Raw genomic sequence first — 23,503 nt, 5'->3', positions numbered from 1 at the left:
CGGGTTTGCCCGCGAGGAGGCCAGCAAAGGCAGAAACGTCCGCGATAGTCCTCCACGATCCCCGCATTTCCTGACGCGTTGGCGTATCATTAGCCACCTAACGGCAACTCCCATCAGGATCGCTTGCGCATGCTCGCCCTTCTTATCCAGACGCTGAACATCACGGCCCCGGTGTTCGCCATGTTGTTCATGGGCGTGTTGCTCAAACGCATTCACCTGATCGACGACAACTTCAATCGCGTCGCCTCGCAGTTGGTGTTCAACGTCTGCATGCCGGCGTTGCTGTTCCTGGGTATCTACCACGCCGACCTGGCTTCGGCAGTCAAACCTGGAGTCATCCTCTATTTCATCGTCGCCACGCTGGTCGGTTTCGCCTTGGCCTGGGGCATGGCGATCTGGCGTAGCCCGCTGGCCGACCGGGGCATCTATACCCAAGGGGCATTTCGTGGCAACAACGGGGTCATTGGCCTGGCCCTGGCGGCCAGTCTCTACGGTGACTACGGCATCTCGCTGGGGGCGGTGCTCGCGGGGCTGGTCATCCTCATGTACAACTCGCTGTCGGCGGTGGTGCTGGCGGTGTACAGCCCCGACCTGAAGTCCGACCCCTGGAGCATTTGCAAGAGCATCTTCAGCAACCCGTTGATCATCAGCGTGCTGGTGGCCACTCCCATGGCGTACGGGCAAGTACCGCTGCCTAACTGGCTTTTGACTTCGGGTGATTACCTGGCGCAGATGACCCTGCCGCTGGCGCTCATCTGTATCGGCGGTACCCTGTCGCTGGCGGCCCTGCGTGACAGCGGCAGGCTGGCGATCGACGCCAGCCTGGTGAAGATGCTCTGGCTGCCGTTGATCGGCACCTTGGGTGCCTGGTTGTGCGGGTTCCGTGGGGCCGAGCTGGGCATCCTGTTCCTGTACATCGGCAGCCCGACCGCTGCGGCCAGTTATGTCATGGCCCGGGCGGCCAACGGCAATCATGAGCTGGCGGCTTCTATCATCGTGATCACCACACTAATGGCGGCGATTACCACCAACATTGGCATTTTCATCTTGCAGTGGGGCGGATGGATCTAGATCCTTGACTGCAAACAACTCCAACAACACGGCCTCCTGACTAAAGGACACTTCATGCAAGACCAGAGCACGCCCGAGCGGTTACAGCGCGGGCTGAAGAATCGCCATATCCAGTTGATCGCGCTGGGCGGGGCCATCGGCACCGGGCTGTTCCTGGGCATTGCCCAAACCATCCAGCTGGCCGGCCCGTCCGTGCTGCTGGGCTACGCCATTGCCGGCCTCATGGCCTTCTTCATCATGCGCCAGCTCGGCGAGATGGTGGTCGAAGAGCCGGTCGCCGGCAGCTTCAGCCATTTCGCCCACCAGTACTGGAGCGAGTTCGCAGGTTTCGTATCGGGCTGGAACTACTGGGTGGTGTACGTGCTGGTAGGCATGGCCGAGCTGACGGCCGTGGGCATCTACGTGCAGTACTGGTGGCCGGATTTTCCCACCTGGGCCACGGCGGCGATCTTCTTCGTGGCGATCAACGCCATCAACCTGACCCAGGTTAAGGTCTATGGTGAGCTGGAGTTCTGGTTCGCGCTGGTCAAGGTGGTAGCCATCGTCAGCATGATCGGCTTTGGTGCCTGGCTGTTGAGCAGTGGCCACGGCGGGCCGGACGCCAGCGTGGCCAACCTGTGGCAGTACGGTGGTTTCTTCCCCAACGGCGTGACTGGCTTGATCATGGCCTTGGCGGTGATCATGTTCTCCTTCGGTGGCCTGGAGCTGGTGGGTATTACCGCCGCCGAAGCAGACAACCCACGCCAGAGCATCCCCAAGGCGACCAACCAGGTGGTGTACCGCATCCTGATTTTCTACATCGGTGCACTGGCAGTGTTGCTGTCGCTGTACCCGTGGCAGAAGGTCGTGCAGGGCGGCAGCCCGTTCGTGATGATCTTCCACGAGCTGGACAGCGATCTGGTCGCGACCATCCTCAATATCGTGGTGCTGACGGCTGCACTGTCGGTCTACAACAGCTGTGTGTACGCCAACAGCCGCATGCTGTTCGGCCTGGCCAGCCAGGGTGATGCGCCGCGGCAGCTGCTCAAGGTCAGCCGTCGTGGCGTGCCGCTGACGGCGCTGGGTGTGTCGGCGTTCGCCACCGGCATGTGCGTGCTGATCAACTACCTGATGCCAGGTGAAGCCTTCGGTCTGTTGATGGCCCTGGCGGTGTCGGCCTTGGTGATCAACTGGGCCAGCATCAGCATTACCCACCTGAAGTTCCGTAAAGCCAAGCTGGCGGCGGGTATCAACCCGTTCTACCGCAGCTGGGGTCACCCGGTGACCAACTACCTGTGCCTGGCGTTCATCGTGCTGATTCTGGTGGTGATGTACCTGACCCCGCCGATTCGTATCTCGGTGTTGTTGATTCCGGCGTGGATCGCTGTGTTGTGGGTGGCCTTCAAGATGAAGAAGGCGCGCCAAGCCAAGTAAGACGGTCTGGCGTTATCGCCGGCACGTCGGCTCCTGCACGTTGGGAGCCGGCGTGACGGCGATATATCGTTCAACCCTGGTGGGTGTCGATTACTTCCTGGGCTGCCCTGAAGGCATCGATCGCCGCGGGTACTCCGGCATACACTGCGCAATGCAGCAACGCCTCGCGGATCTCCTCCACCGTACAGCCATTGTTCAAGGCCCCGCGCACATGCCCCTTGAGCTCTTGCGGGCACTTGAGTGCCGTCAGGGTCGCCAGGGTGATCAGGCTGCGGGTCTTCAACGGCAACCCGTCGCGAGCCCAGACACTGCCCCAGGCGTGTTGGTTGACGAAGTCCTGCAGCGGTTGGGTAAAGTCGGTGGCGTTGTTCAGGGCGCGGTCGACGAATGCATCCCCCATCACCTGGCGGCGAATCTGTTCGCCGGTGTTGTGTTCGGCCATGTTGTTTTCCTTAGTGTTGGCGACGCCAGGCGCGCAACGTGGTGTACAGCAGCACCACGCCCAGCACCGGCAAGACATAGAACAGCATCAGCCGTTCCAGGCGGCCGGCCAGTGGCATGCCTGTGGTGAACGCCACCACGTGCAGGCCATAGGCCAGGTACAGGCACAGGAACACCAGGCCCTCGGCGCGGGTGATCCGGTAGCCGGAATAGAACACCGGCAGACTCAGGGCTGCGACGCCCAGCATCACGGGCAGGTCGAAGGCCAGGGCGTTGGGCGAGATCGAAAGCGGCTCGGGGGCAATCGTCGCGGTCAGGCCGAGCACCGCGAGCAGGTTGAACAGATTGCTGCCGACGACCGTGCCCACGGCGATTTCCCGTTCGCCGCGCAAGGCGGCGATCATTGCGGTGGCCAGTTCTGGCAGGGAGGTGCACACGGCCACCACGGTGAGCCCGATGATGCGTTCGGACAGTCCCAGGTCGGTGGCGACTTCGACGGCAGCTTCCAGCATCAAGTGGCCGGCCAGGCTCAGTAGGCCCAGGCCCAACAGGATCTGCAGCGTCACGGTAAACCAGAAGCGCCGGGTGCTGATCGTGGCCACGCTGGGCGCGGGGTAGGTGCGGGCATAGTGGCGGGACTGGTGCCAGAGCATGGCCAGGTAGCCCGCCAGGCCGAAGAGCAACAGGCCCCCTTCCAGGCGGCCTAGGTAACCATTGGCTGCAAGCGCGTAGACCAAGGCGCTGGCGGCGATCATCAGCGGAATGTCCAGGCGCACCAGTTGGCGTGATACCCGCAAGGGGATGATCAGTGCCGCCAGGCCAAGAATGACCAGCACGTTGAAAATGTTGCTGCCGATCACGCTGCCCACGGCGACGTCCGGGGCGCCCTGATAGGCAGCTTGCAGGCTCACCGTCAGTTGCGGTGCGGTGCTGCCGAAAGCCACCAGGCTCAAGCCGATGATCAGCGGCCGCACATGCAGGCGTTGGGCCAGGCGCAGGGCGGCGCGCACCATCAGTTCGGCACCGCCGATCAGCAATAGCAGGGCCAGGCCCAGTTGCAGCAGGCTGAAGGTGGGGAGGGTGGCCAGGTCGAAAATGGTCGAGGCTCCAGTCGAGTCAGTCGCTCAGACCTTGTACCCGGACTCGCGCCGTTCCGCTACGGAGCATGCCGATTTTTTCTGCGGCGGCACGTGAAAGGTCGATCAGGCGGCCGCGCGTGTGCGGGCCACGGTCGTTGATTCGCACAACCACACTGCGTTGGTTGGCCAGGTTGGTGACCAGAACGCGGCTGCCGAAGGGCAGGCTACGGTGGGCGGCGGTGAGGCCATGCTGGTTGAAAGGTTCGCCGCTGGCGGTGCGCTTGCCGTGGTGGCGAGCGCCGTAATAGGAGGCGGTGCCGGTCTTATCGTAACCGCTGGGGTCAATGTCGTGGCTGGCGCAGCCGGCCAGGACGGAGAAGAGAGCGAGGGTGCCGAGGGATCGTTTTAGCAAGTCGGATGCTCCGGTGCTACATTCGCCGGTGGGGCCGCTCCCCAGGGGCGCGCTGCCCTTGAGCGTGGCGCGGTCCTGTGGGAGCGGGTTTACCTGCGAACGAGGGCCAGGCCCTCGCAGGCTACAGGGGGAAAACAATCACCCTTCGAGCTTGGCTTTGAGCAATTGGTTCACTTGCCCAGGGTTGGCCTTGCCCTTGGACGCCTTCATCGCCTGGCCGACGAAGAAGCCGAACATCTTGCCGCGCTTGGCCTCGTCGGCGGCGCGGTACTGTTCGACCTGCTCGGCATTGGCTGCCAGCATCTCGTCGAGCATCTTGTCGATAGCGCCGGTGTCGGTGACCTGCTTGAGGCCTTTGCTCTCGATGATGGCATCGGCATCGCCTTCACCGGCGGCCATCGCTTCGAACACAGTCTTGGCGATCTTGCCGCTGATGGTGTTGTCGCGAATACGCAGCAGCATGCCACCCAGTTGCGCGGCGCTGACCGGGGACTGGTCGATTTCCACGCCAAGCTTGTTCAGCAGGCTGCCCAGTTCGACCATGACCCAGTTGGCGGCCAGCTTGGCATCGCCACCAACGCGTGCCACTTCTTCGAAGTAGTCGGCTTGCTCACGGCTGGAGGCCAGCACGTTGGCATCGTACGCAGACAGGCCGTATTGGCTCTGGAAGCGCTCGACCTTTTGCTGTGGCAGTTCCGGCAGGCCGGCGCGAACGGTTTCCAGGAAACTGTCCTCGATGACCACTGGCAGCAGGTCTGGGTCGGGGAAGTAACGGTAGTCGTTGGCTTCCTCCTTGCTGCGCATGGAGCGGGTCTCGTCCTTGTTCGGGTCGTACAGGCGAGTTTCCTGGACCACCTTGCCGCCGTCCTCGATCAGGTCGATCTGGCGCTGGATCTCGCTGTTGATCGCGCGTTCGATGAAGCGGAACGAGTTGACGTTCTTGATCTCGCAGCGGGTGCCGAACTCGGTCTGACCTTTCGGGCGCACCGACACGTTGCAGTCGCAGCGCAGCGAACCTTCGGCCATGTTGCCGTCGCAGATGCCCAAGTAGCGCACCAGAGCATGGATCGCCTTGACGTAGGCGACGGCTTCCTTGGCGCTGCGCATGTCTGGCTCGGAGACGATTTCCAGCAGCGGTGTGCCGGCGCGGTTCAGGTCGATGCCGGTGGAGCCGCTGAAATCTTCGTGCAGGCTCTTGCCGGCGTCTTCTTCCAGGTGCGCACGGGTAATGCCGATACGCTTGATGGTGCCGTCTTCCAGGGCGATGTCCAGGTGCCCCTTGCCGACGATCGGCAGGTCCATCTGGCTGATCTGATAACCCTTGGGCAGGTCGGGGTAGAAGTAGTTCTTGCGCGCGAACACGTTGCGCTTGCCGATCTCGGCGTCGATCGCCAGGCCGAACATGCAGGCCATGCGCACGGCTTCCTGGTTGAGCACCGGCAGTACGCCGGGCATCCCCAGGTCAACCAGGCTGGCCTGGGTGTTCGGCTCGGAACCGAAGGTGGTGGCGCTGCCGGAGAAAATCTTCGACTGGGTGGCCAGCTGGGTATGAATCTCCAGCCCGATCACAACTTCCCATTGCATGTGTCAGTTCCTCAGAAGCCGTTGGGGGCGCGGGTGTGCCAGTCGGTGACTTGCTGGTAGCGGTGCGCGACGTTGAGCAGGCGGCCTTCCTGGAAATAGGGAGCCAGCAGTTGTACGCCGACCGGCAGGCCATCGACGAAACCGGCCGGCATCGACAAGCCCGGCAGGCCCGCCAGGTTGGCGGTGATGGTGTAGACGTCCTCAAGGTAGGCGGCGACCGGGTCGTTGCTCTTGGCGCCGAGCTTCCAGGCCGGGTTCGGCGTGGTCGGGCCGAGGATCAGGTCGACGTCGTTGAACGCGGCCATGAAGTCATTCTTGATCAGGCGACGGATCTGCTGCGCCTTGACGTAGTAGGCGTCGTAGTAGCCGGCCGACAGGGCGTAGGTGCCGACCATGATGCGGCGCTGGACTTCGGCGCCGAAGCCTTCGCCACGGGAACGCTTGTACAGGTCGGTCAGGTCTTTCGGGTTCTCGCAGCGGTAGCCGAAGCGCACGCCATCGAAACGCGACAGGTTGGAGGAGGCTTCGGCTGGCGCGATCACGTAGTACGCCGGGATGGCGTGCTGCATGTTCGGCAGGCTGATTTCCTTGACCACCGCGCCGAGCTTTTCCAGCTCCTTGACGCTGGCCTGGACCAGGTCGGCGATGCGCGGGTCGAGGCCGGCACCGAAGTATTCCTTCGGCAGGCCGATGCGCAGACCTTGCAGCGAGGCGTTCAGGTTGGCGCTGTAGTCCGGCACCGGCTCTTCGATGCTGGTGGAGTCCTTGGCGTCGAAGCCGGCCATGCCTTGCAGCAGCAGGGCGCAGTCCTCGGCGGTGCGGGCCAGTGGGCCGCCCTGGTCGAGGCTCGAGGCGTAGGCGATCATGCCCCAGCGCGAAACACGGCCATAGGTCGGTTTCAGGCCGGTGAGGTTGGTCAGCGCCGCTGGCTGACGGATCGAGCCGCCGGTGTCGGTGCCGGTAGTGGCCGGCAGTAGGCGTGCGGCCACCGCTGCGGCGGAACCGCCGGACGAGCCGCCGGGAACGTGTTCAAGGTTCCATGGATTTTTCACCGGGCCGTAGTGGCTGGACTCGTTGGCCGAGCCCATGGCGAATTCGTCCATGTTGGTCTTGCCCAGGGTGACCATGCCGGCTTCGGCCAGTTTGGCGACCACGGTGGCGTCGTAGGGCGCCTTGAAGTTGTCGAGCATCTTCGAGCCGCAGCTGGTGCGGATGCCGTTGGTGCAGAACAGGTCCTTGTGGGCGATCGGTGCGCCGAGCAGGGCGCCGTTCTCGCCGGCGGCGCGACGGGCGTCGGCAGCACGGGCCTGGGTCAGGGCCAGGTCCTCGGTGACGCTGATGAAGCTGTTGATCTGCGGGTCGAGCTGCTTGATGCGCGCCAACAGGGCGCCGGTCAGCTCTTCGGAGGAAAACGACTTGTCGGCGAGTCCGCGGGCGATCTCGGCCAGGGTCAATTGATGCATGGCAGGCTCTTTCCCTTACTCGATGACTTTTGGAACCAGGTACAGACCGCTTTCGGTCGCCGGTGCGATGGCCTGATAGGCGTCGCGCTGATTGCGCTCGGTGACTTGGTCAGGGCGCAGGCGTTGGCTGGCTTCCAGTGGGTGGGCCAAGGGTTCGATGCCGCTGGTATCGACCGCTTGCATCTGGTCGACCAGCCCGAGAATACTGTTCAAGGCATCGGTAATGCGTGGCAGTTCGCCTTCATTCAGCCCCAGACGGGCCAGATGGGCGATCTTTTCCACGTCGCAGCGTTGAAGCGCCATGGGGATCTCCAGAAAAACTAAGAACGGAATGAGGTCCGTGGTGAGGAACATGTCGGCATTTTGGCGGTCATACGGCCGCGATCATCTGCTGGCTTGCTCGGAAAAACTGCCAATTTAACATATTGGCTCCTTGCCCAAAATCCCTGCCATTGTTAGAGTTTGCCGCACTTTTTTACCCACGCTTTCCCCAGGGTCACTTTCCCATGTTCAAGAAACTGCGTGGCATGTTTTCCAGCGATCTCTCCATCGACCTGGGTACTGCCAACACCCTTATTTACGTGCGTGAGCGCGGTATCGTCCTGAATGAGCCCTCGGTTGTTGCCATCCGTACCCACGGCAACCAGAAAAGCGTCGTCGCCGTCGGTACCGAAGCCAAACGCATGCTGGGCCGTACGCCTGGCAACATTGCTGCCATTCGTCCGATGAAGGACGGCGTCATCGCCGACTTCAGCGTTTGTGAAAAAATGTTGCAGTACTTCATCAACAAGGTTCACGAGAACAGCTTCCTGCAGCCCAGCCCACGCGTGCTGATCTGCGTGCCGTGCAAGTCGACCCAGGTAGAGCGCCGCGCCATTCGCGAGTCGGCCCTGGGTGCCGGTGCACGTGAGGTGTTCCTGATCGAAGAGCCGATGGCTGCAGCCATCGGTGCCGGCCTGCCGGTCGAGGAAGCCCGTGGTTCGATGGTCGTCGATATCGGTGGCGGTACCACCGAAATCGCGCTGATCTCGCTGAACGGCGTGGTCTATGCCGAGTCCGTGCGTGTGGGCGGCGACCGCTTCGACGAAGCCATCGTCACCTATGTGCGCCGCAACTACGGCAGCCTGATCGGTGAGTCCACCGCCGAGCGCATCAAGCAGGAAATCGGTACCGCCTACCCGGGTGGCGAAGTGCGTGAAGTCGACGTCCGTGGCCGCAACCTGGCCGAAGGCGTACCGCGTGCCTTCACCCTGAACTCCAACGAAGTGCTCGAGGCCCTGCAAGAGTCGCTGGCTACCATCGTCCAGGCCGTCAAGAGCGCCCTGGAGCAGTCGCCGCCCGAGCTGGCTTCCGACATCGCCGAGCGCGGCCTGGTGCTGACCGGTGGTGGCGCACTGCTGCGTGACCTCGACAAGCTGCTGGCACAGGAAACCGGCTTGCCGGTGATCGTCGCCGAGGACCCGCTGACCTGCGTTGCCCGTGGCGGCGGTCGCGCCCTGGAGATGATGGACAAGCACGCGATGGACCTGCTCTCCAGCGAGTGATTCCCACCCGCTGCTTCTGAGCGCCCGGTTTACAGGTAGCACGAGCAGTGCTACCTGTATGCGCTGGGCAGGCGTCCATCCGGGCGTCGTTTCCGTCAACCCGCAACCAGGCTGGTGCGTTGTCCCATGTCCAATGACCTCCTGAGTCGTCCACGAGGAACGGCCCATTAAACCGCTTTTCTCCAAGGGCCCCTCGTTGGGCGTTCGCCTACTGGTACTCGTAGTGCTGTCCGTCGCGCTGATGGTGGTCGACGCACGTTTCGACGTGCTCAAGCCAGTCCGCAGCCAGATGGGCCTGGTGCTGATGGAATCCTACTGGGTCACTGACCTGCCGCAGCGCCTGTGGCAAGGCGTGGCCGGCCAGTTCGGCAGCCGCACCGAACTGATCGCGGAAAACGAAAAGCTCAAGACCGAGGCCCTGCTGTTGCAGGGGCGCCTGCAAAAGCTGGCGGCCCTCACCGAGCAGAACGTGCGCCTGCGTGAGCTGCTGAACTCCTCGGCCCTGGTCAATGAAAAGGTCGAGGTGGCCGAGCTGATCGGTGTCGACCCCAACCCGTTCACCCATCGCATCCTGATCAACAAGGGCGAGCGTGATGGTGTGTTTCTTGGCCAGCCGGTACTCGATGCCCGTGGCCTGATGGGCCAGGTGGTCGAACTGATGCCCTACACCTCACGGGTGCTGCTGCTGACCGACACCACCCATAGCATTCCGGTGCAGGTCAACCGCAACGGCCTGCGCGCCATCGCCAGCGGCACGGGTAACCCCGAGCGCCTGGAGTTGCGCCACGTGGCAGACACTGCCGACATCAAGGAAGGCGACTTGCTGGTCAGTTCCGGTATGGGGCAACGCTTCCCGGCCGGCTACCCGGTGGCCACGGTCAACGAAGTGATCCATGACTCGGGCCAGCCGTTCGCCATCGTGCGCGCGATTCCAACCGCCGCCCTTAACCGCAGCCGCTATATGCTGCTGGTGTTCAGCGATCGACGCAGCCCGGAGCAGCGTGCCACCGACGCCGCCATCGCCCAGGAAGAAGCCGACCGCAAGGGCGCTCCGGCCAGTGGCCAGCCAGCTGCACCCGCCGATCACGCTGCCCCGGCCAGCGGCGCCGCCCCTGCCGGCACTGCTCCCGCCGTACCGGCCACGCCAGCGCCGACCCCGACGGCCGCGCCCTCTACCCCAACCGCCGCGCCTGCCGCGCCGGCTCAACACCGGAGACCATGATGGCAGCTTCGCGCCGTAACAACGGGTGGGTGATCTGGCTGACATTCGTCATCGGTCTGCTGCTGAGCGTCTCGCCGATGCCTCAGTTCCTGGAAGTGTTCCGGCCCATGTGGCTGGCACTGCTGGTGTCGTTCTGGACCCTCATGGTGCCGAACAAGGTCGGCATGACCACGGCTTTCCTGCTCGGCCTGGCCGAGGATGTGCTCTATGGTACCTTGCTGGGGCAAAACGCCCTCATTCTGACCCTGATCACCTTCCTGGTATTGTCCCTGCAGCAACGCCTGCGCATGTTCCCCATGTGGCAGCAGAGCCTTGTGATTCTGGTGATCTTCGGTATCGCCCAATTGATCCAGCTATGGCTCAGTGCGCTCACCGGCAACCGCCTGCCGACCCTGGCGTTGGTGTGGTCGGCGGTGATCAGTGCCTTGCTATGGCCTTGGGTCAGCTTCGCCCTGCGCGACTTGCGCCGCCGATTGCACATAAACTGACGGCGATGCCGCGACTGACAGGGAGATGTCCGCATGACTCCGCTTTACCTGGCCTCGGGCTCGCCACGCCGTCGTGAACTGCTGACCCAGATCGGCGTGCCGTTCACCACGGTCAGCGCACCTGTCGATGAAACCCCACTCCCTCACGAAAGCGCCGAGGCCTATGTCGAGCGCCTGGCCCAGGCCAAGGCCAAGGCCGGTTTCGCCAGAGTCGACGGCCCGGCTGTAACCCTTGGCGCAGACACTGCGGTGGTGCTCGATGGTCGTATTCTCGGCAAACCGGAAAACCGCGAACATGCCTTGGCCATGCTGGCCGACCTGTCGGGGCGCGAACACCAGGTCCTGACTGGCATCGCCGTGAGCGATGGCCAGCGCTGCCTCAGTCTGTGCGTTTCGAGCAGCGTGCGTTTTCGCCCGATTACCGGTGATGAGGCCGAACGCTACTGGGCCAGCGGCGAACCCCTGGACAAGGCCGGTGGGTATGCCATACAGGGACTGGGCGCGGTGTTCGTTACCGCCTTGGTCGGCAGTTACTCCTCGGTCGTTGGCCTGCCGCTCGCCGAGACTTCCGATCTGCTTGCGCAATTCGGCATTGCCAGTTGGCAGGTGCCAGGGCTTTTGCCAGAGGTAACACACCCACAGTAGCCAGCCCTGCGTACGACATCCATCATTAGCCAAGACCTTTGACGAGAGCCTGCCATGAGTGAAGAGATCCTGATCAACATCACCCCGATGGAATCACGTGTGGCAGTGGTGGAGAACGGCGTGCTGCAGGAAGTGCACGTTGAGCGCACGCAACGCCGAGGCATCGTTGGCAATATCTACAAAGGCAAGGTAGTGCGCGTGCTGCCAGGCATGCAGGCGGCGTTCGTCGACATCGGCCTGGAACGGGCCGCGTTCATCCATGCTTCTGAAATTTCTCAGCGCGAAGGTTCGGCGGTCGAGAGCATCACCGCCCTGGTGCATGAAGGGCAGGCGTTGGTGGTGCAGGTGACCAAAGACCCCATCGGCACCAAGGGCGCGCGCCTGACGACCCAGTTGTCTATTCCCTCGCGCTACCTGGTGTACATGCCCCGCAGCAGTCACGTCGGTATCTCCCTGAAGATCGAGGACGAAGCCGAGCGTGACCGCCTCAAGCAGGTGGTCAGCGACTGCATGGCAAGCGAGAACATCAAGGACGCCGGGGGCTTCATCCTGCGCACAGCCGCCGAAGGCGCGCGCGCCGAGGAAATACTCCAGGACATCCGTTACCTGCGCCGGCTGTGGGAGCAGATCGGCAGCCAGATACAGACTTGCGGTGCGCCAACGGTCATCTACGAAGACCTTGGCCTGGCCCTGCGTACCTTGCGCGACCTGGTCAACCCGAAGATCGAGAAAATCCGTATCGACTCGCGGGAAACGTTCCAAAAAACCACGCAGTTCGTCGCCGAACTCATGCCAGAGATTGCCGACCGCCTTGAGCACTACCCGGGCGAGCGACCGATCTTCGACCTGTATGGCGTCGAGGATGAGATCCAGCGAGCGCTGGAGCGCAAGGTGCCGCTCAAGTCCGGTGGTTACCTGGTGGTCGACCCGGCCGAGGCGATGACCACCATCGACGTCAACACTGGCGCCTTCGTCGGTCATCGCAACCTCGAAGAGACCATCTTCAAGACCAATCTCGAAGCGGCAACCGCCATTGCCCGGCAACTGCGCCTGCGCAATATCGGCGGGATCATCATCATCGACTTCATCGACATGGAGGATGAAGAGCACCAGCGCCAGGTACTGCGTACCCTGGAAAAGCAGCTCGAGCGCGACCATGCCAAGACCAACATCATCGGCATCACCGAGCTGGGACTGGTGCAGATGACCCGCAAGCGCACGCGGGAAAGCCTTGAGCAGGTGCTGTGCGAGCCCTGCATCGCCTGCCAGGGGCGGGGCAAGCTGAAAACCCCAGAGACGATCTGTTACGAAATTTTCCGTGAAATCCTGCGTGAGGCCCGTGCCTACCAGGCCGAAGGTTACCGTGTGCTGGCCAACCAGAAGGTGGTCGACCGTCTGCTCGATGAAGAATCCGGCAACGTGGCCGAGCTGGAAGCGTTCATTGGTCGAACCATTCGCTTCCAGGTCGAGTCGATGTATTCGCAGGAGCAATACGACGTGGTGCTGCTCTGACGCGTTTCGAACCCCACCCCATGCAGGTCGAGCTGGCAAAACCGCTGCCAGGGGCCATCATGGATAAACGACTTGGAGGGCCATGGCCATGGGACGTCTGACCCGCGTTCTTGTCGCCTTGACCCGCTGGGGGCTGGGCTTGTGTGCTCTGCTTGCGGTGCTGGTGGCACTGTACGTGAGCGCGGGGCGGCAACTGGTGCCGCTGGTTGCCGAATACCGCGCCGATGTAGAAGCCAAGGCGGAGCAAACCTTGGGCCTGCCGGTGCACATCGGTGCGCTCGAGGGGCGTTGGAGCGGCCTGGCACCTGTATTGCGCGTGCGCGATCTACAAGTGGGCGAAGGCTCGGCGGCATTGCGCCTGGATGAGGTCAAGCTGGTGCCTGACCTCTGGGCCAGCCTGACCAGCCGTGAAGTGCAGCTGGCGCGTATTCAGCTGGGTGGCTTGCAGTTGATCCTGCGTGAGGACGCCCAGGGCAGCTGGGCGCTGGAAGGTCTGCCGAAAAAAGACGACGCCGCAATCGATCCTGCCGAGATTCTCCAGCGCATGCGCCAGCTGGGGCGCATCGATGTGTTCGACAGCCAGGTTACCCTGCACCCCTGGCAACGTGACCCGCTGACCCTGACCTATGTGAGTCTTGGCCTGAAGGCCGGTGCTTCGCGTCAGGCTCTGGACCTGCGCGCGACCCTCCCGGATGGCCAGCCCTTGGCGGTGAACCTGCGCAGCCGGGCTTCGGCCAACCAATGGCGTGACGGGCAGGTCCAGGCTTACCTGAGCCTGCCGCAGAGTGATTGGGCGCGTTGGTTGCCGCCGCGCCTGCTGGGCCAGTGGCAAGCACACACCCTGCGCTCGGGTGGCGAATTGTGGATCGACTGGAGCCAGGGTCAGTTGCAACAGGCAGTTGTACGGCTCAATGCACCCAAGCTCATGGGTGCCTATGCCGGGCGCAAATCTGCCACGTTGGATAACCTGGCGCTGACTGCCTGGTTCCAGCGCCAGGAGCAGGGCTTCGATGTGGTGGTCGATTCGTTGGCTGCCAGCATTGGCAAGACGCGATGGGAGTCGCATCTGCAAGTGCGTCATCGCGATGGCGAAGAGCCCGCACAGGAGAGCTGGCAGGTGCAGGCCGATCGGCTCGACCTGACTCCGCTCACCCCGCTGGTCGATGCCCTGGCGCCACTGCCTGAAAAACTGATGACCGTGGTCGACGCGCTGAAGGTCACCGGCGCACTGCGCAACGTACGCCTCGATATCCGGCCAAAGGTCGAGGGCGACGAGCGGCTGCAGTTCGCCGCCAATCTTGAAAAGGTAGGTTTCGACGCGTACCACGGTGCTCCTGCCGCCGGAAACGTCAGCGGCAGTATCAGCGGTAACTTGGGGCACGGTGAACTGCGACTGGATACCGATGCATTCATGCTGCATCTGTATCCGATCTTCGCCAAACCCTGGCACTACCAGAAGGCCAATGCCCGCCTTACCTGGAGCCTCGACAAGGAGGGCTTCACCCTCATCGCTCCCTACCTCAAGGTGTTGGGCGAGGAGGGCAAGATTGCCGGCGATTTCCTCATTCGACTGCTGTTCGAGGAAGGGCGCGAAGACTACATGGACCTGCGTGTCGGCCTGACCGAAGGCGACGGCCGCTATACCGCGAAGTACCTGCCCGAAGTGCTTAGTCCGGCCCTGGACGAGTGGCTGCGCACCGCCATCGTCAAGGGGACCGTGGACGAAGGTTATTTCCAGTACCAAGGGTCGCTCAACCATGGGGCAGCGCCCGAGGCGCGAAGCATCAGCCTGTTCTTCAAGGTCCGCGATGCGGCGCTGGACTTCCAGCCGGGTTGGCCGCAGGTGCAGCAGGTCGCCGGGGATGTGCTGATAGAGGACAGCGGCATTCGCATCAAGGCCAGTCAGGGTACATTGCTCGATACGAAGGTGAGCGACGTCAGTGTCGATATTCCCCATGTCGACGGCGATCAGCATAGCCATCTGTACCTGGATGGCAATTTCGACGGCAGCCTTGGCGATGGCTTGAAGATCCTCAAGGAAGCGCCGATCGGCACAGGTGAGATATTCGCCGGCTGGGAAGGAGAGGGGCCGCTCAAGGGCAAGGTCAAGCTCGACATCCCCTTGGTCCGCGGTGATCGGCCCAACGTGCAGGTGGACTTCGCTACCGCCGATGCGCAACTCAAGGTGGCACCGCCGAGCCTTGAACTGAGCCAATTGAAGGGCGACTTCAGTTTTGACCTGGACAAGGGCCTGAGCGGCAAGGACATCAGCCTGCAAGCATTCGGCAAACCGGTGTCCGCGCAGATTGTCGCCGAAGGCAAGCCAGGGCAGATGCAGACCCGGATCAATGCCACTGGCCAGGTGGCGCTCAAGTCCCTGACTGACTGGTTGCAGTTCAAGCAGGCGCTGCCTGCTTCGGGTGATGTGCCTTACCGACTGCAGGTCAATCTGGGCAGCCGCGACAACAGCCTGAGTGTCAACTCGTCGCTCAAAGGGCTGGCGATAGACCTGCCGGCACCGTTCGGCAAGGCCGCGTCCGAAACCCGTGACAGCCGTTTCAGCATGGGCCTGCAAGGCGCAGAGCGTCGCTTCGATGCAGGCTACGCGGACCTTGCGCGTTTTGCCTACGCCGCGCCTGCCGACAAGCTGACCCAAGGGCGCGGTGAGTTGCTGCTCGGCACGGGCGACGCGCAGGTACCGGCCAGCCCGGGTTTGCGTGTGCGCGGACGCCTGGAGTCCCTGGACCTGGCGCCCTGGCAGGAACAGATGAACCGACTGGCTGGCGATGACCCGAGCGGCAATGCCCGGCAGAACCTGCAGAGCGTCGACCTGAGCATCGGCCAGCTCAAGGCGTTCGGCATGGACTTGAACCAGGCCGTGGTTCGCCTGGCTCGCGGCGGCCCAGCATGGGATCTGCGTCTGGACAGCAAGGAAGTCATCGGTAACGCAAGGGTTCCGGATGCCAAGGCCGCGCCCATGACCGTCCGCCTGCAGACCTTGCGTCTGCCCGCGGCCGACCCGGCTCAGGTCCAGGCCGAAGATGGACCCGACCCCTTGGCCACCTTCGACCCTCGCAAGGTCCCGGCGCTGGACCTGACCATCGACAAGCTCTACCGGGGGGATGACTTCTACGGCAATGCGGCGGTCAAGCTGCGCCCGACCGCCCGTGGGGTGTCGGCCAGTGATATCGACCTCGATTTCAAAGGGCTGCGCATTGATGGCAGTGGCGGCTGGGAAGGCCTGCCGGGGGCCAGCAGCAGCTGGTACAAAGGTCGCCTCGATGGCAAGAACCTGGCTGATGTCCTCAAGGCCTGGGGCTTCGCGCCTACGGTCACCAGCCGCGATTTCCGCCTGGATGTCGATGGCCGTTGGCCTGGCTCACCGGCCTGGGTTGGCCTCAAGCGTTTCTCGGGGAGCATGGACGCGGCGTTGCGCACCGGCCAGTTCGTCGAGGTGGAAGGCAGTGCCCAGGCCCTGCGCGTGTTCGGCCTGCTCAACTTCAACTCCATCGGCCGTCGCTTGCGCCTGGACTTCTCCGATCTGTTCGACAAAGGCTTGGCCTATGACCGGGTCAAAGGCTTGTTGGTGGCAAGTGATGGTGTCTATGTAACTCGCGAGCCGATCACGGTGACCGGGCCGTCGAGCAACTTCGAGCTCGACGGTACGCTGGACATGGTTCGTGACCGTGTCGATGCCAACTTGCAAGTGACGTTGCCAGTGACCAACAACCTGCCCTTGGCCGCCCTGATTGTCGGTGCGCCAGCGGTTGGCGGGGCGTTGTTCCTGGTCGATCGGTTGATCGGTGACCGCGTGTCGCGTTTTGCCAGCGTGCACTACCGCGTCGAGGGGCCGTGGAAAGAGCCTAGAATCACATTTGTGAAACCCTTCAACAAATAGCGTCGGGAGTGCCCATGAAGGCAGCGGTGATCCAGATGGTCAGCCAGGACGATGTACTGGCCAACCTGCAACGTGCTGGCGCACTGCTTGAGCAGGCAGCCTTCGGTGGCGCCAGGCTCGCTGTCCTGCCGGAAAACTTCGCGGCCATGGGGCGCAAGGATGCGGCGGCCATCGGACGGGCGGAGGCTCTGGGTGACGGGCCGATCCTGCCATGGTTGAAACGTACCGCCCGCGACCTCAAGTTATGGATAGTCGCCGGTACCTTGCCGTTGCCTCCCGCCGGTCAACCCGATGCCAAGGCGCATGCCTGCTCGCTGTTGGTCGATGAGCAGGGTGAGGTGGTGGCGCGTTACGACAAGCTACACCTGTTCGATGTCGACGTGGCCGACAACCGAGGCCGTTACCGCGAGTCTGACGACTATGCGCACGGGGCTCGGGTGGTGGTGGCCGATACCCCGGTCGGCCGTGTGGGGCTGAGCGTATGCTATGACTTGCGCTTTCCCGAGCTGTACAGCGCTTTACGCGCTGCCGGCGCGGAGCTGATCACGGCGCCGGCTGCCTTCACCGCAGTCACCGGGGCAGCCCATTGGGAAGTGCTGATTCGTGCACGGGCCATCGAGACCCAGTGCTACGTGCTGGCCGCCGCACAGGGCGGCATCCATCCAGGGCCACGGGAAACCCATGGCCAGGCGGCGATCGTCGACCCTTGGGGGAGGATCGTCGCCGAACAGGCGCGAGGCGAGGCAGTCCTGCTGGCCGAGCGCGATATTGATGAACAAGCGTCCATCCGGGCGCGCATGCCGGTTGCGTTGCACCGGCGCTTTTTCTCGCAGGACGCCTTGCGGCCTGCGCACACCTCGGAGTGACTATGAGCCAGATGTTATCCACCGTCAGCGAGCAGCTCCTGGCACCGGGCGGCCTGAGCCTGGACAGCCTGCAGTCTGTCCTTGGCGAGTTGGCAGGCCCCGGTATCGACGCCGCCGACCTGTATTTCCAAGGTCAGATTTCGGAAACCTGGGCACTGGAGGACGGCATCGTCAAGGAAGGCAGCTTCAACCTTGACCAAGGGGTGGGCGTGCGCGCCCAGTCCGGTGAGAAAACCGGCTTTGCCTACAGCAATGCGATCAACCTTGAAGCCCTGAACTCGGCGGCCCGTGCCGCCCGTTCGATTTCCCGCGCCGGGCAGAACGGCAAGGTACAGGCCTTCCGCAGCCAGGCTGTGCCGGCACTGTATTCACCGGACAATCCGTTGGATGTGCTGACGCGCGCAGAAAAGGTCGACCTGCTCAAGCGTGTCGACGCCGCCACCCGCGCCCTGGACCCGCGTATCCAGCAGGTCAGCGTGAGTATGGCCGGCGTCTGGGAGCGGATTCTGATCGCCGCAGCGGACGGTAGCCTGGCGGCTGACGTGCGTCCGCTGGTGCGCTTCAACGTCAGTGTCATCGTCGAGCAGAACGGCCGTCGCGAACGCGGCGGGCAGGGCGGTGGTGGGCGTACCGACTATCGCTTCTTCACCGAGGAGCGGGTCATGGGCTATGCCCGCGAGGCATTGCGCCAGGCGCTGGTGAACCTGGAGGCGATTCCCGCCCCGGCGGGCACCTTGCCGGTGGTACTGGGTTCCGGTTGGTCTGGCGTGCTGTTGCATGAAGCGGTCGGCCATGGCCTGGAAGGCGACTTCAACCGCAAGGGCAGTTCGGCCTTCAGCGGTCGTCTCGGCGAGAAAGTCGCGTCGAGCCTGTGCACCATCGTCGACGATGGCACCCTTGAAGGTCGCCGGGGGTCTCTGAGCGTGGATGACGAAGGCACGCCAACCGAATGCACCACGCTGATCGAGAACGGTGTGCTCAAGGGCTATATGCAAGACAAGCTCAACGCGCGCCTGATGGGCATGGCGGTGACCGGCAACGGGCGCCGGGAATCCTATGCGCACCTGCCGATGCCGCGCATGACCAACACTTACATGCGTGCTGGCGAGAGCGACCCGCAGGAGATCATCGCGTCGGTGAAAAAGGGCATCTATTGCGCCAACCTCGGCGGTGGGCAGGTGGACATCACCAGCGGCAAGTTCGTGTTCTCGACCAGCGAGGCTTACCTGATCGAAGACGGCAAGATCACCGCACCGGTCAAAGGCGCAACCCTGATTGGCAACGGCCCTGAGGCGATGAGCCGAGTGTCGATGGTAGGTAACGACCTGGCCCTGGATAGCGGTGTGGGCACCTGTGGCAAGGATGGGCAGTCGGTTCCGGTGGGGGTTGGCCAGCCGACCTTGAAGCTGGATGCGATTACCGTAGGTGGTACGGGCGCGTGAAGGATCGTGGGACCGCATCGCGGTCCTTTCGCGCTGCAAGGCCGCTCCCATGGGGTCGCACAGAAGATGCCCTGGGAGCGGTGCGTCGGACTCAACGCAGGCCGCGCTGGATCTCGTCGATGTCGCGGATGTACTTGAACACCTTGCGTGCAGCGGCCGGCGGCTTGTTCCGCGCCTTTTCGTGCTGGGCATGACGGATCAGCGAGCGCAGTTGCTGACGGTCGGTATCGGGGTATTCGTTGACGAAGCGCTCGAGGTCTTCGTCGTTACCGTCGATCAAACGATCGCGCCAGCGCTCAAGGTTGTGGAATCGCTCGTTGTACTGGCGGGTCGAGCTGTCGATCTGTTCGAGCAAGGCGTGGATGGCGTCCAGGTCCTGCACGCGCATCAGCTTGCCGACGAACGACATGTGGCGTTTACGTGCGCCGTGCGCCGTGTGCTTGCTGGCTTCGGCCAGGGCCTTGCGCAACTCGTCGGTCAACGGCAGGCGCGCCAGTGTATCGGCCTTGAGCGTGGTTAGGCGCTCGCCGAGTTCGACCAATGCATGCAGCTCGCGCTTGATCTGGGTTTTGCTTTTTTCGCCGTCGAAGGCGTCGTCGTATGAATCAACCATGGTGGCAGTCCGCTAGAAATCGCCGCCATGATAACCAGTCGGGGGCCGCTTGTCCGGCCCGGTCGTAGAATGACCCTTGCCGAACGCAGAATTTGAGTGGAGATAACCATGAGTGCAGTCCAGAGCGTAGGCCCCAAGAACCTGCCGGCATTGCAGGAGCAGGTCGAAGCGATCATCGCCGAGGCCAAGCGGCAGGGTGCCAGTGCCTGCGAGGTGGCCGTATCGCTGGAGCAGGGGTTGTCCACCAGCGTGCGCCAGCGTGAGGTGGAGACGGTCGAGTTCAACCGCGACCAAGGCTTCGGTATCACCCTTTATGTCGGCCAGCGCAAAGGCTCGGCCAGTACCTCGGCAAGCGGCCAGGATGCGATCCGCGAGACAGTGGCAGCCGCCTTGGCAATCGCCAGGCACACCTCCGAGGACGAGTGCGCGGGCCTGGCCGACGCGGCGCTGATGGCGCGTGAGATCCCGGACCTGGACCTCTACCATGACTGGGACATCGAGCCGGAGCAAGCCATTGAGATGGCGTTGACCTGCGAAGCCGCGGCATTCGAGGCCGATCCCCGCATTCTCAATGCCGATGGCACTACCCTCAACACGCACCAAGGCTGCCGCGTGTACGGCAACAGCCATGGTTTCATCGGTGGTTACGCGTCCACTCGGCACAGTCTGAGCTGCGTGATGATTGCCGAGGGTGACGGTCAGATGCAGCGGGACTACTGGTACGACGTGAATCGCCAGGGCAACCTGCTGGCCGACCCACGTAGTATCGGCCAGCGTGCGGCCAAGCGAGCCGCCAGCCGCCTTGGTGCGCGACCGGTACCCACGTGCGAGGTGCCGGTACTGTTTTCTGCGGAGCTGGCCGGTGGCCTGTTCGGCAGCTTCCTTTCGGCCATTTCCGGGGGCAACCTGTACCGCAAGTCATCGTTCCTCGACGGTGCCTTGGGGCAGCGCCTGTTCCCTACCTGGCTGACCCTCGACGAGCGTCCGCACATTCCCCGGGCCTTGGGCAGTGCCGCGTTCGACGGCGATGGCCTGGCCACCTATGCCAAGCCGTTCGTCGAAAAAGGCGAGCTGGTGTCGTACCTGCTGGGCACCTATTCTGGTCGCAAACTGGGCCTGCCGAGCACGGCCAACGCTGGAGGCGTGCATAACCTGTACGTGACCCATGGTGTCGAGGACCAGGCCGCGTTGATCCGCCGCATGGGCCGTGGCCTGCTGGTCACCGAGCTGATGGGCCATGGGCTGAACATGGTCACTGGCGATTATTCCCGCGGCGCAGCCGGTTTCTGGGTCGAGAATGGCGAGATCCAGCACGCGGTGCAGGAAGTAACCATTGCCGGCAACATGAAGGACATGTTCCAGCAGATTGTCGCGATTGGCAGCGATCTCGAAACCCGCAGCAACATTCATACAGGGTCTGTGTTGATCGAGCGGATGACTGTGGCAGGTAGCTGATCTTTCACCTGCATCGGCCTGTTCGCGGGTTGATCCGTGAACAGGCTGTGCAAGCGGCACAGTAACCCGGCCCTATGCCGGGTTTCTTGTTTAGTCATTCCCTGCTTGAAGTGACATTGTCTATCAATTAATAATGAATATCATTATCCAGTAACTCGGCGATGATGTTCATGAAACCCGTCCTGCGCGAACTGCCCTACCTGGAAAACTGGCGTTGGCTCAGCCGACGCATCCGTTGCGCCCTCGAACCCGACGAGCCGCGCCTGATAGAGCACTACCTGGCCGAAGGCCGTTATCTGGTGTGCTGTACCGAAACGTCGGCCTGGACGGTGGCGCTGACCTCCTTCCGTCTCCTGCGGGATACCGCCTGTGATCGCATGCTGCCCTGGCATTGGCGCTGCCTGTGCCTGGACCAGGCCTGGCGCCCGCTGTTGGACCTGCGCAACCTCGATCGCCGCGAACAGAACCAACGCTGGCAGCCCTACGCCCTGCAATTGGCGAACTGCGTGCTGCTGCCTTCGATTTCTCCCGATGAACTGATGCAAGGATTTGAAGATGAGTGATACCCGTATCGAGCGTGACAGCATGGGCGAACTCCAGGTGCCGGCCCAGGCCCTGTACGGTGCCCAGACCCAACGCGCGGTCGACAATTTCCCGATCAGCGGTCAGCGCATGCCCGCCCAGTTCATCCGTGCATTGCTGCTGGCAAAGGCTGCGGCGGCCAAGGCCAATATCGAGCTCGAGCAACTGAGCGTCGCGCAGGGCCAGGCCATCGTCACGGCAGTCGAGCAGTTGTTGGCCGGTGACTTCATCCAGCACTTCCCGGTAGATGTCTACCAGACCGGCTCGGGTACCAGCTCCAATATGAACGCCAACGAGGTGATCGCCACCTTGGCCAGCCGTGTGCTCGGAGCGCCGGTCAATGCCAACGATCACGTCAATTGCGGCCAGAGCAGCAACGACATCATCCCGACCACCCTCCATGTCAGTGCCGCCTTGGCCTTGCATGGCCAACTGCTGCCTGCGCTGGACCATTTGGTGCAGGTGATCGAAGCGAAGTCGCTGCAAGTCCATCAGTTCGTCAAGACCGGTCGTACCCACCTTATGGATGCCATGCCGGTGCGCATGAGCCAGGTGCTCGATGGCTGGGCGGCTCAGATCAGCGGCGCGCGGGGCCATATCGAGGCGACGTTGCCCAGCTTGCAGGCCCTGGCCCAGGGGGGCACGGCCGTCGGTACCGGAATCAACGCCCACCCACGGTTCGCGGCCTGCTTCGCCCACCACTTGAGTGACCTGAGCCAGGTTCCGTTCACGCCTGGGCAGAACCTGTTCGCGCTGATCGGCTCGCAGGACACCGCAGTAGCGCTTTCAGGCCAGCTCAAGACCACCGCCGTTGCGTTGATGAAAATCGCCAATGACCTGCGCTGGATGAACTCCGGACCGTTGGCCGGTCTGGGGGAGATCGAGCTGCAAGCGCTGCAGCCTGGGTCGTCGATCATGCCGGGCAAGGTCAACCCGGTGATTCCAGAAGCCACCGCCATGGTTGCCGCGCAGGTGATCGGCAACGACGCGACCATCGCCGTGGCCGGTCAGTCGGGCAACTTCGAGCTGAACGTCATGTTGCCGGTGATTGCCCGCAACCTGCTGGAGAGCATCGAGCTGATGGCCAATGCCAGCCGCCTGCTGGCCGACAAGGCCATTGCCAGCTTCAAGGTCAATGAAGGCAAGCTCAAGGAGGCCTTGGCGCGCAATCCGATCCTGGTGACCGCACTGAACCCGATCATTGGCTACCTCAAGGCCGCCGAGATCGCCAAGACCGCGTACAAGCAGGGTCGCCCGATCATCGACGTGGCGCTGGAGCACACCGACTTGTCGCGTGATCAGCTCGAAGCGCTGCTGGATCCTGAAAAACTGACTGCCGGTGGTATCTGATCTTGCGCCTGTGCGGCGTATAGCGAGCAAGGCTCGCTCCTACAGACCCTCGCGATCGGGGTAGGAGCGAGCTTTGCTCGCGAGGCGTCGCGCAGGCGCTCGATCTCACAACGCGGAGACACTGTGTCGAGCCCCGGCGATTACTCGCCTTCGTCGAAATAGTTGTTGATCAGCGCTACCAGCGCTTCCATGGCTTCATCATCCTGCTCGCCCTCGGTGAGCAGATGCACCTGGGTGCCTTTGCCCGCCGCCAGCATCATCACGGCCATGATGCTCTTGCCGTCCACCATCTTGTCCGGAGCTCGGCCGACCCTGACCTGGCAGGGGAATCGACCGGCCACGCCGACGAACTTGGCTGCCGCCCGGGCATGCAGACCCAGCTTGTTGATGATGGTTATTTCGCGGGCGGGCATCGTGGTGCGG

Annotated in this window: 21 protein-coding genes; 13 read left to right on the top strand and 8 right to left on the bottom strand. The window is 63.1% G+C overall.

From position 1 onward, the window contains the following. Positions 1-129: 129 nt before the first annotated feature. Positions 130-1,071 carry an AEC family transporter gene (locus H620_RS0101055; RefSeq protein WP_023382169.1) on the top strand — a complete coding sequence of 314 codons (942 nt, stop codon included), beginning with the start codon at positions 130-132 and terminating at the stop codon, positions 1,069-1,071. 54 nt (positions 1,072-1,125) lie between these two features. Then, positions 1,126-2,484: an amino acid permease gene (locus H620_RS0101050; RefSeq protein WP_023382168.1), complete on the top strand. Its 1,359-nt coding sequence runs from the start codon at positions 1,126-1,128 to the stop codon at positions 2,482-2,484. 70 nt (positions 2,485-2,554) lie between these two features. Here the strand turns inward: H620_RS0101050 and H620_RS0101045 are convergent, their stop codons facing one another. From H620_RS0101045 to gatC, 6 genes are all read right to left on the bottom strand, one after another. Beyond that, a complete protein-coding gene (locus H620_RS0101045) occupies positions 2,555-2,926 on the bottom strand; it encodes a carboxymuconolactone decarboxylase family protein (RefSeq protein WP_023382167.1) in 372 nt (123 codons plus the stop codon). Between the two features lie 10 nt (positions 2,927-2,936). Next, positions 2,937-3,980 carry a calcium/sodium antiporter gene (locus tag H620_RS0101040; RefSeq protein WP_027906590.1) on the bottom strand — a complete coding sequence of 348 codons (1,044 nt, stop codon included), beginning with the start codon at positions 3,978-3,980 and terminating at the stop codon, positions 2,937-2,939. Positions 3,981-4,041: 61 nt separating this feature from the next. Further along, a complete protein-coding gene (locus tag H620_RS0101035) occupies positions 4,042-4,416 on the bottom strand; it encodes a septal ring lytic transglycosylase RlpA family protein (RefSeq protein ID WP_023382165.1) in 375 nt (124 codons plus the stop codon). Positions 4,417-4,554: 138 nt separating this feature from the next. Continuing rightward, positions 4,555-6,000, bottom strand: coding sequence for an Asp-tRNA(Asn)/Glu-tRNA(Gln) amidotransferase subunit GatB (gene gatB / locus H620_RS0101030; protein ID WP_023382164.1), 1,446 nt, complete (start codon positions 5,998-6,000; stop codon positions 4,555-4,557). 11 nt (positions 6,001-6,011) lie between these two features. Beyond that, positions 6,012-7,463 (bottom strand): Asp-tRNA(Asn)/Glu-tRNA(Gln) amidotransferase subunit GatA, encoded by a 1,452-nt coding sequence (gatA, locus tag H620_RS0101025; protein ID WP_023382163.1) that lies wholly within the window; start codon positions 7,461-7,463, stop codon positions 6,012-6,014. Positions 7,464-7,478: 15 nt separating this feature from the next. After that, complete coding sequence (gene gatC / locus H620_RS0101020) at positions 7,479-7,766, bottom strand: Asp-tRNA(Asn)/Glu-tRNA(Gln) amidotransferase subunit GatC (protein WP_023382162.1); 288 nt, start codon at positions 7,764-7,766, stop codon at positions 7,479-7,481. 203 nt (positions 7,767-7,969) lie between these two features. On the opposite strand from gatC, the gene mreB reads away from it, so the two are divergent. The 8 genes from mreB (at position 7,970) to tldD (ending at position 19,080) form a co-directional block, all read left to right on the top strand. After that, the gene (gene mreB / locus H620_RS0101015) at positions 7,970-9,007 is read left to right on the top strand and encodes a rod shape-determining protein MreB (RefSeq protein ID WP_003255163.1); all 1,038 of its coding nucleotides are present in this window, start codon (positions 7,970-7,972) and stop codon (positions 9,005-9,007) included. A 196-nt stretch (positions 9,008-9,203) separates the two neighbouring features. Then, complete coding sequence (gene mreC, locus H620_RS0101010) at positions 9,204-10,229, top strand: rod shape-determining protein MreC (RefSeq protein WP_244880936.1); 1,026 nt, start codon at positions 9,204-9,206, stop codon at positions 10,227-10,229. Then, the gene (mreD, locus tag H620_RS0101005; protein ID WP_023382160.1) at positions 10,229-10,717 is read left to right on the top strand and encodes a rod shape-determining protein MreD; all 489 of its coding nucleotides are present in this window, start codon (positions 10,229-10,231) and stop codon (positions 10,715-10,717) included. The genes mreC and mreD overlap by 1 nt, the downstream gene beginning before the upstream one ends. Before the next feature lie 33 nt (positions 10,718-10,750). Then, complete coding sequence (locus tag H620_RS0101000) at positions 10,751-11,362, top strand: Maf family protein (protein ID WP_023382159.1); 612 nt, start codon at positions 10,751-10,753, stop codon at positions 11,360-11,362. A gap of 54 nt (positions 11,363-11,416) precedes the next feature. Next, entirely contained in the window at positions 11,417-12,874 is a 1,458-nt protein-coding gene (gene rng / locus H620_RS0100995; protein WP_023382158.1) for a ribonuclease G, read from the top strand. 82 nt (positions 12,875-12,956) lie between these two features. Further along, on the top strand, positions 12,957-16,772 hold the full coding sequence (locus H620_RS0100990; RefSeq protein ID WP_049818685.1) for a YhdP family protein: 3,816 nt from the start codon (positions 12,957-12,959) through the stop codon (positions 16,770-16,772). Positions 16,773-16,786: 14 nt separating this feature from the next. Continuing rightward, positions 16,787-17,638 carry a carbon-nitrogen hydrolase family protein gene (locus H620_RS0100985; RefSeq protein ID WP_027906587.1) on the top strand — a complete coding sequence of 284 codons (852 nt, stop codon included), beginning with the start codon at positions 16,787-16,789 and terminating at the stop codon, positions 17,636-17,638. Between the two features lie 2 nt (positions 17,639-17,640). Continuing rightward, on the top strand, positions 17,641-19,080 hold the full coding sequence (tldD, locus tag H620_RS0100980; protein WP_027906586.1) for a metalloprotease TldD: 1,440 nt from the start codon (positions 17,641-17,643) through the stop codon (positions 19,078-19,080). A 91-nt stretch (positions 19,081-19,171) separates the two neighbouring features. Here the strand turns inward: tldD and yjgA are convergent, their stop codons facing one another. Next, positions 19,172-19,693, bottom strand: a complete 522-nt coding sequence (gene yjgA, locus H620_RS0100975; protein ID WP_027906585.1) for a ribosome biogenesis factor YjgA — start codon at positions 19,691-19,693, stop codon at positions 19,172-19,174. A gap of 108 nt (positions 19,694-19,801) precedes the next feature. On the opposite strand from yjgA, the gene pmbA reads away from it, so the two are divergent. From pmbA to H620_RS0100960, 3 genes are all read left to right on the top strand, one after another. Next, positions 19,802-21,148 carry a metalloprotease PmbA gene (gene pmbA / locus H620_RS0100970; protein ID WP_023382153.1) on the top strand — a complete coding sequence of 449 codons (1,347 nt, stop codon included), beginning with the start codon at positions 19,802-19,804 and terminating at the stop codon, positions 21,146-21,148. A 161-nt stretch (positions 21,149-21,309) separates the two neighbouring features. Beyond that, entirely contained in the window at positions 21,310-21,711 is a 402-nt protein-coding gene (locus tag H620_RS0100965) for a hypothetical protein (protein ID WP_027906584.1), read from the top strand. Continuing rightward, positions 21,704-23,080 carry a class II fumarate hydratase gene (locus tag H620_RS0100960; RefSeq protein WP_027906583.1) on the top strand — a complete coding sequence of 459 codons (1,377 nt, stop codon included), beginning with the start codon at positions 21,704-21,706 and terminating at the stop codon, positions 23,078-23,080. The genes H620_RS0100965 and H620_RS0100960 overlap by 8 nt, the downstream gene beginning before the upstream one ends. A 140-nt stretch (positions 23,081-23,220) precedes the next feature. Here H620_RS0100960 and H620_RS0100955 read toward each other — a convergent pair whose 3' ends face one another. Further along, on the bottom strand, positions 23,221-23,493 hold the full coding sequence (locus tag H620_RS0100955; RefSeq protein ID WP_023382150.1) for an HPr family phosphocarrier protein: 273 nt from the start codon (positions 23,491-23,493) through the stop codon (positions 23,221-23,223). Positions 23,494-23,503 lie beyond the last annotated feature (10 nt).

It is taken from the genome of Pseudomonas taiwanensis DSM 21245 (assembly GCF_000425785.1).
In the GTDB taxonomy this organism is placed as follows: domain Bacteria; phylum Pseudomonadota; class Gammaproteobacteria; order Pseudomonadales; family Pseudomonadaceae; genus Aquipseudomonas; species Aquipseudomonas taiwanensis.
The sequence above is the reverse complement of the archived record's forward strand: the minus strand, read 5'-3'. Positions and strand labels throughout refer to the sequence as shown.

Excerpts from the sequence above, each read along its gene's own strand:
- H620_RS0101055 (WP_023382169.1), top strand. The coding sequence starts at position 130 with ATGCTCGCCCTTCTTATCCAGACGCTGAACATCACGGCCCCGGTGTTC.
- H620_RS0101050 (WP_023382168.1), top strand. The coding sequence starts at position 1,126 with ATGCAAGACCAGAGCACGCCCGAGCGGTTACAGCGCGGGCTGAAGAAT.
- tldD (WP_027906586.1), top strand. The coding sequence starts at position 17,641 with ATGAGCCAGATGTTATCCACCGTCAGCGAGCAGCTCCTGGCACCGGGC.
- H620_RS0100965 (WP_027906584.1), top strand. The coding sequence starts at position 21,310 with ATGATGTTCATGAAACCCGTCCTGCGCGAACTGCCCTACCTGGAAAAC.
- yjgA (WP_027906585.1), bottom strand. The coding sequence starts at position 19,693 with ATGGTTGATTCATACGACGACGCCTTCGACGGCGAAAAAAGCAAAACC.
- mreD (WP_023382160.1), top strand. The coding sequence starts at position 10,229 with ATGGCAGCTTCGCGCCGTAACAACGGGTGGGTGATCTGGCTGACATTC.
- H620_RS0100990 (WP_049818685.1), top strand. The coding sequence starts at position 12,957 with ATGGCCATGGGACGTCTGACCCGCGTTCTTGTCGCCTTGACCCGCTGG.
- rng (WP_023382158.1), top strand. The coding sequence starts at position 11,417 with ATGAGTGAAGAGATCCTGATCAACATCACCCCGATGGAATCACGTGTG.
- pmbA (WP_023382153.1), top strand. The coding sequence starts at position 19,802 with ATGAGTGCAGTCCAGAGCGTAGGCCCCAAGAACCTGCCGGCATTGCAG.
- mreB (WP_003255163.1), top strand. The coding sequence starts at position 7,970 with ATGTTCAAGAAACTGCGTGGCATGTTTTCCAGCGATCTCTCCATCGAC.
- gatA (WP_023382163.1), bottom strand. The coding sequence starts at position 7,463 with ATGCATCAATTGACCCTGGCCGAGATCGCCCGCGGACTCGCCGACAAG.
- H620_RS0100955 (WP_023382150.1), bottom strand. The coding sequence starts at position 23,493 with ATGCCCGCCCGCGAAATAACCATCATCAACAAGCTGGGTCTGCATGCC.
- H620_RS0100985 (WP_027906587.1), top strand. The coding sequence starts at position 16,787 with ATGAAGGCAGCGGTGATCCAGATGGTCAGCCAGGACGATGTACTGGCC.
- H620_RS0101045 (WP_023382167.1), bottom strand. The coding sequence starts at position 2,926 with ATGGCCGAACACAACACCGGCGAACAGATTCGCCGCCAGGTGATGGGG.
- gatC (WP_023382162.1), bottom strand. The coding sequence starts at position 7,766 with ATGGCGCTTCAACGCTGCGACGTGGAAAAGATCGCCCATCTGGCCCGT.
- H620_RS0101000 (WP_023382159.1), top strand. The coding sequence starts at position 10,751 with ATGACTCCGCTTTACCTGGCCTCGGGCTCGCCACGCCGTCGTGAACTG.
- gatB (WP_023382164.1), bottom strand. The coding sequence starts at position 6,000 with ATGCAATGGGAAGTTGTGATCGGGCTGGAGATTCATACCCAGCTGGCC.
- H620_RS0100960 (WP_027906583.1), top strand. The coding sequence starts at position 21,704 with ATGAGTGATACCCGTATCGAGCGTGACAGCATGGGCGAACTCCAGGTG.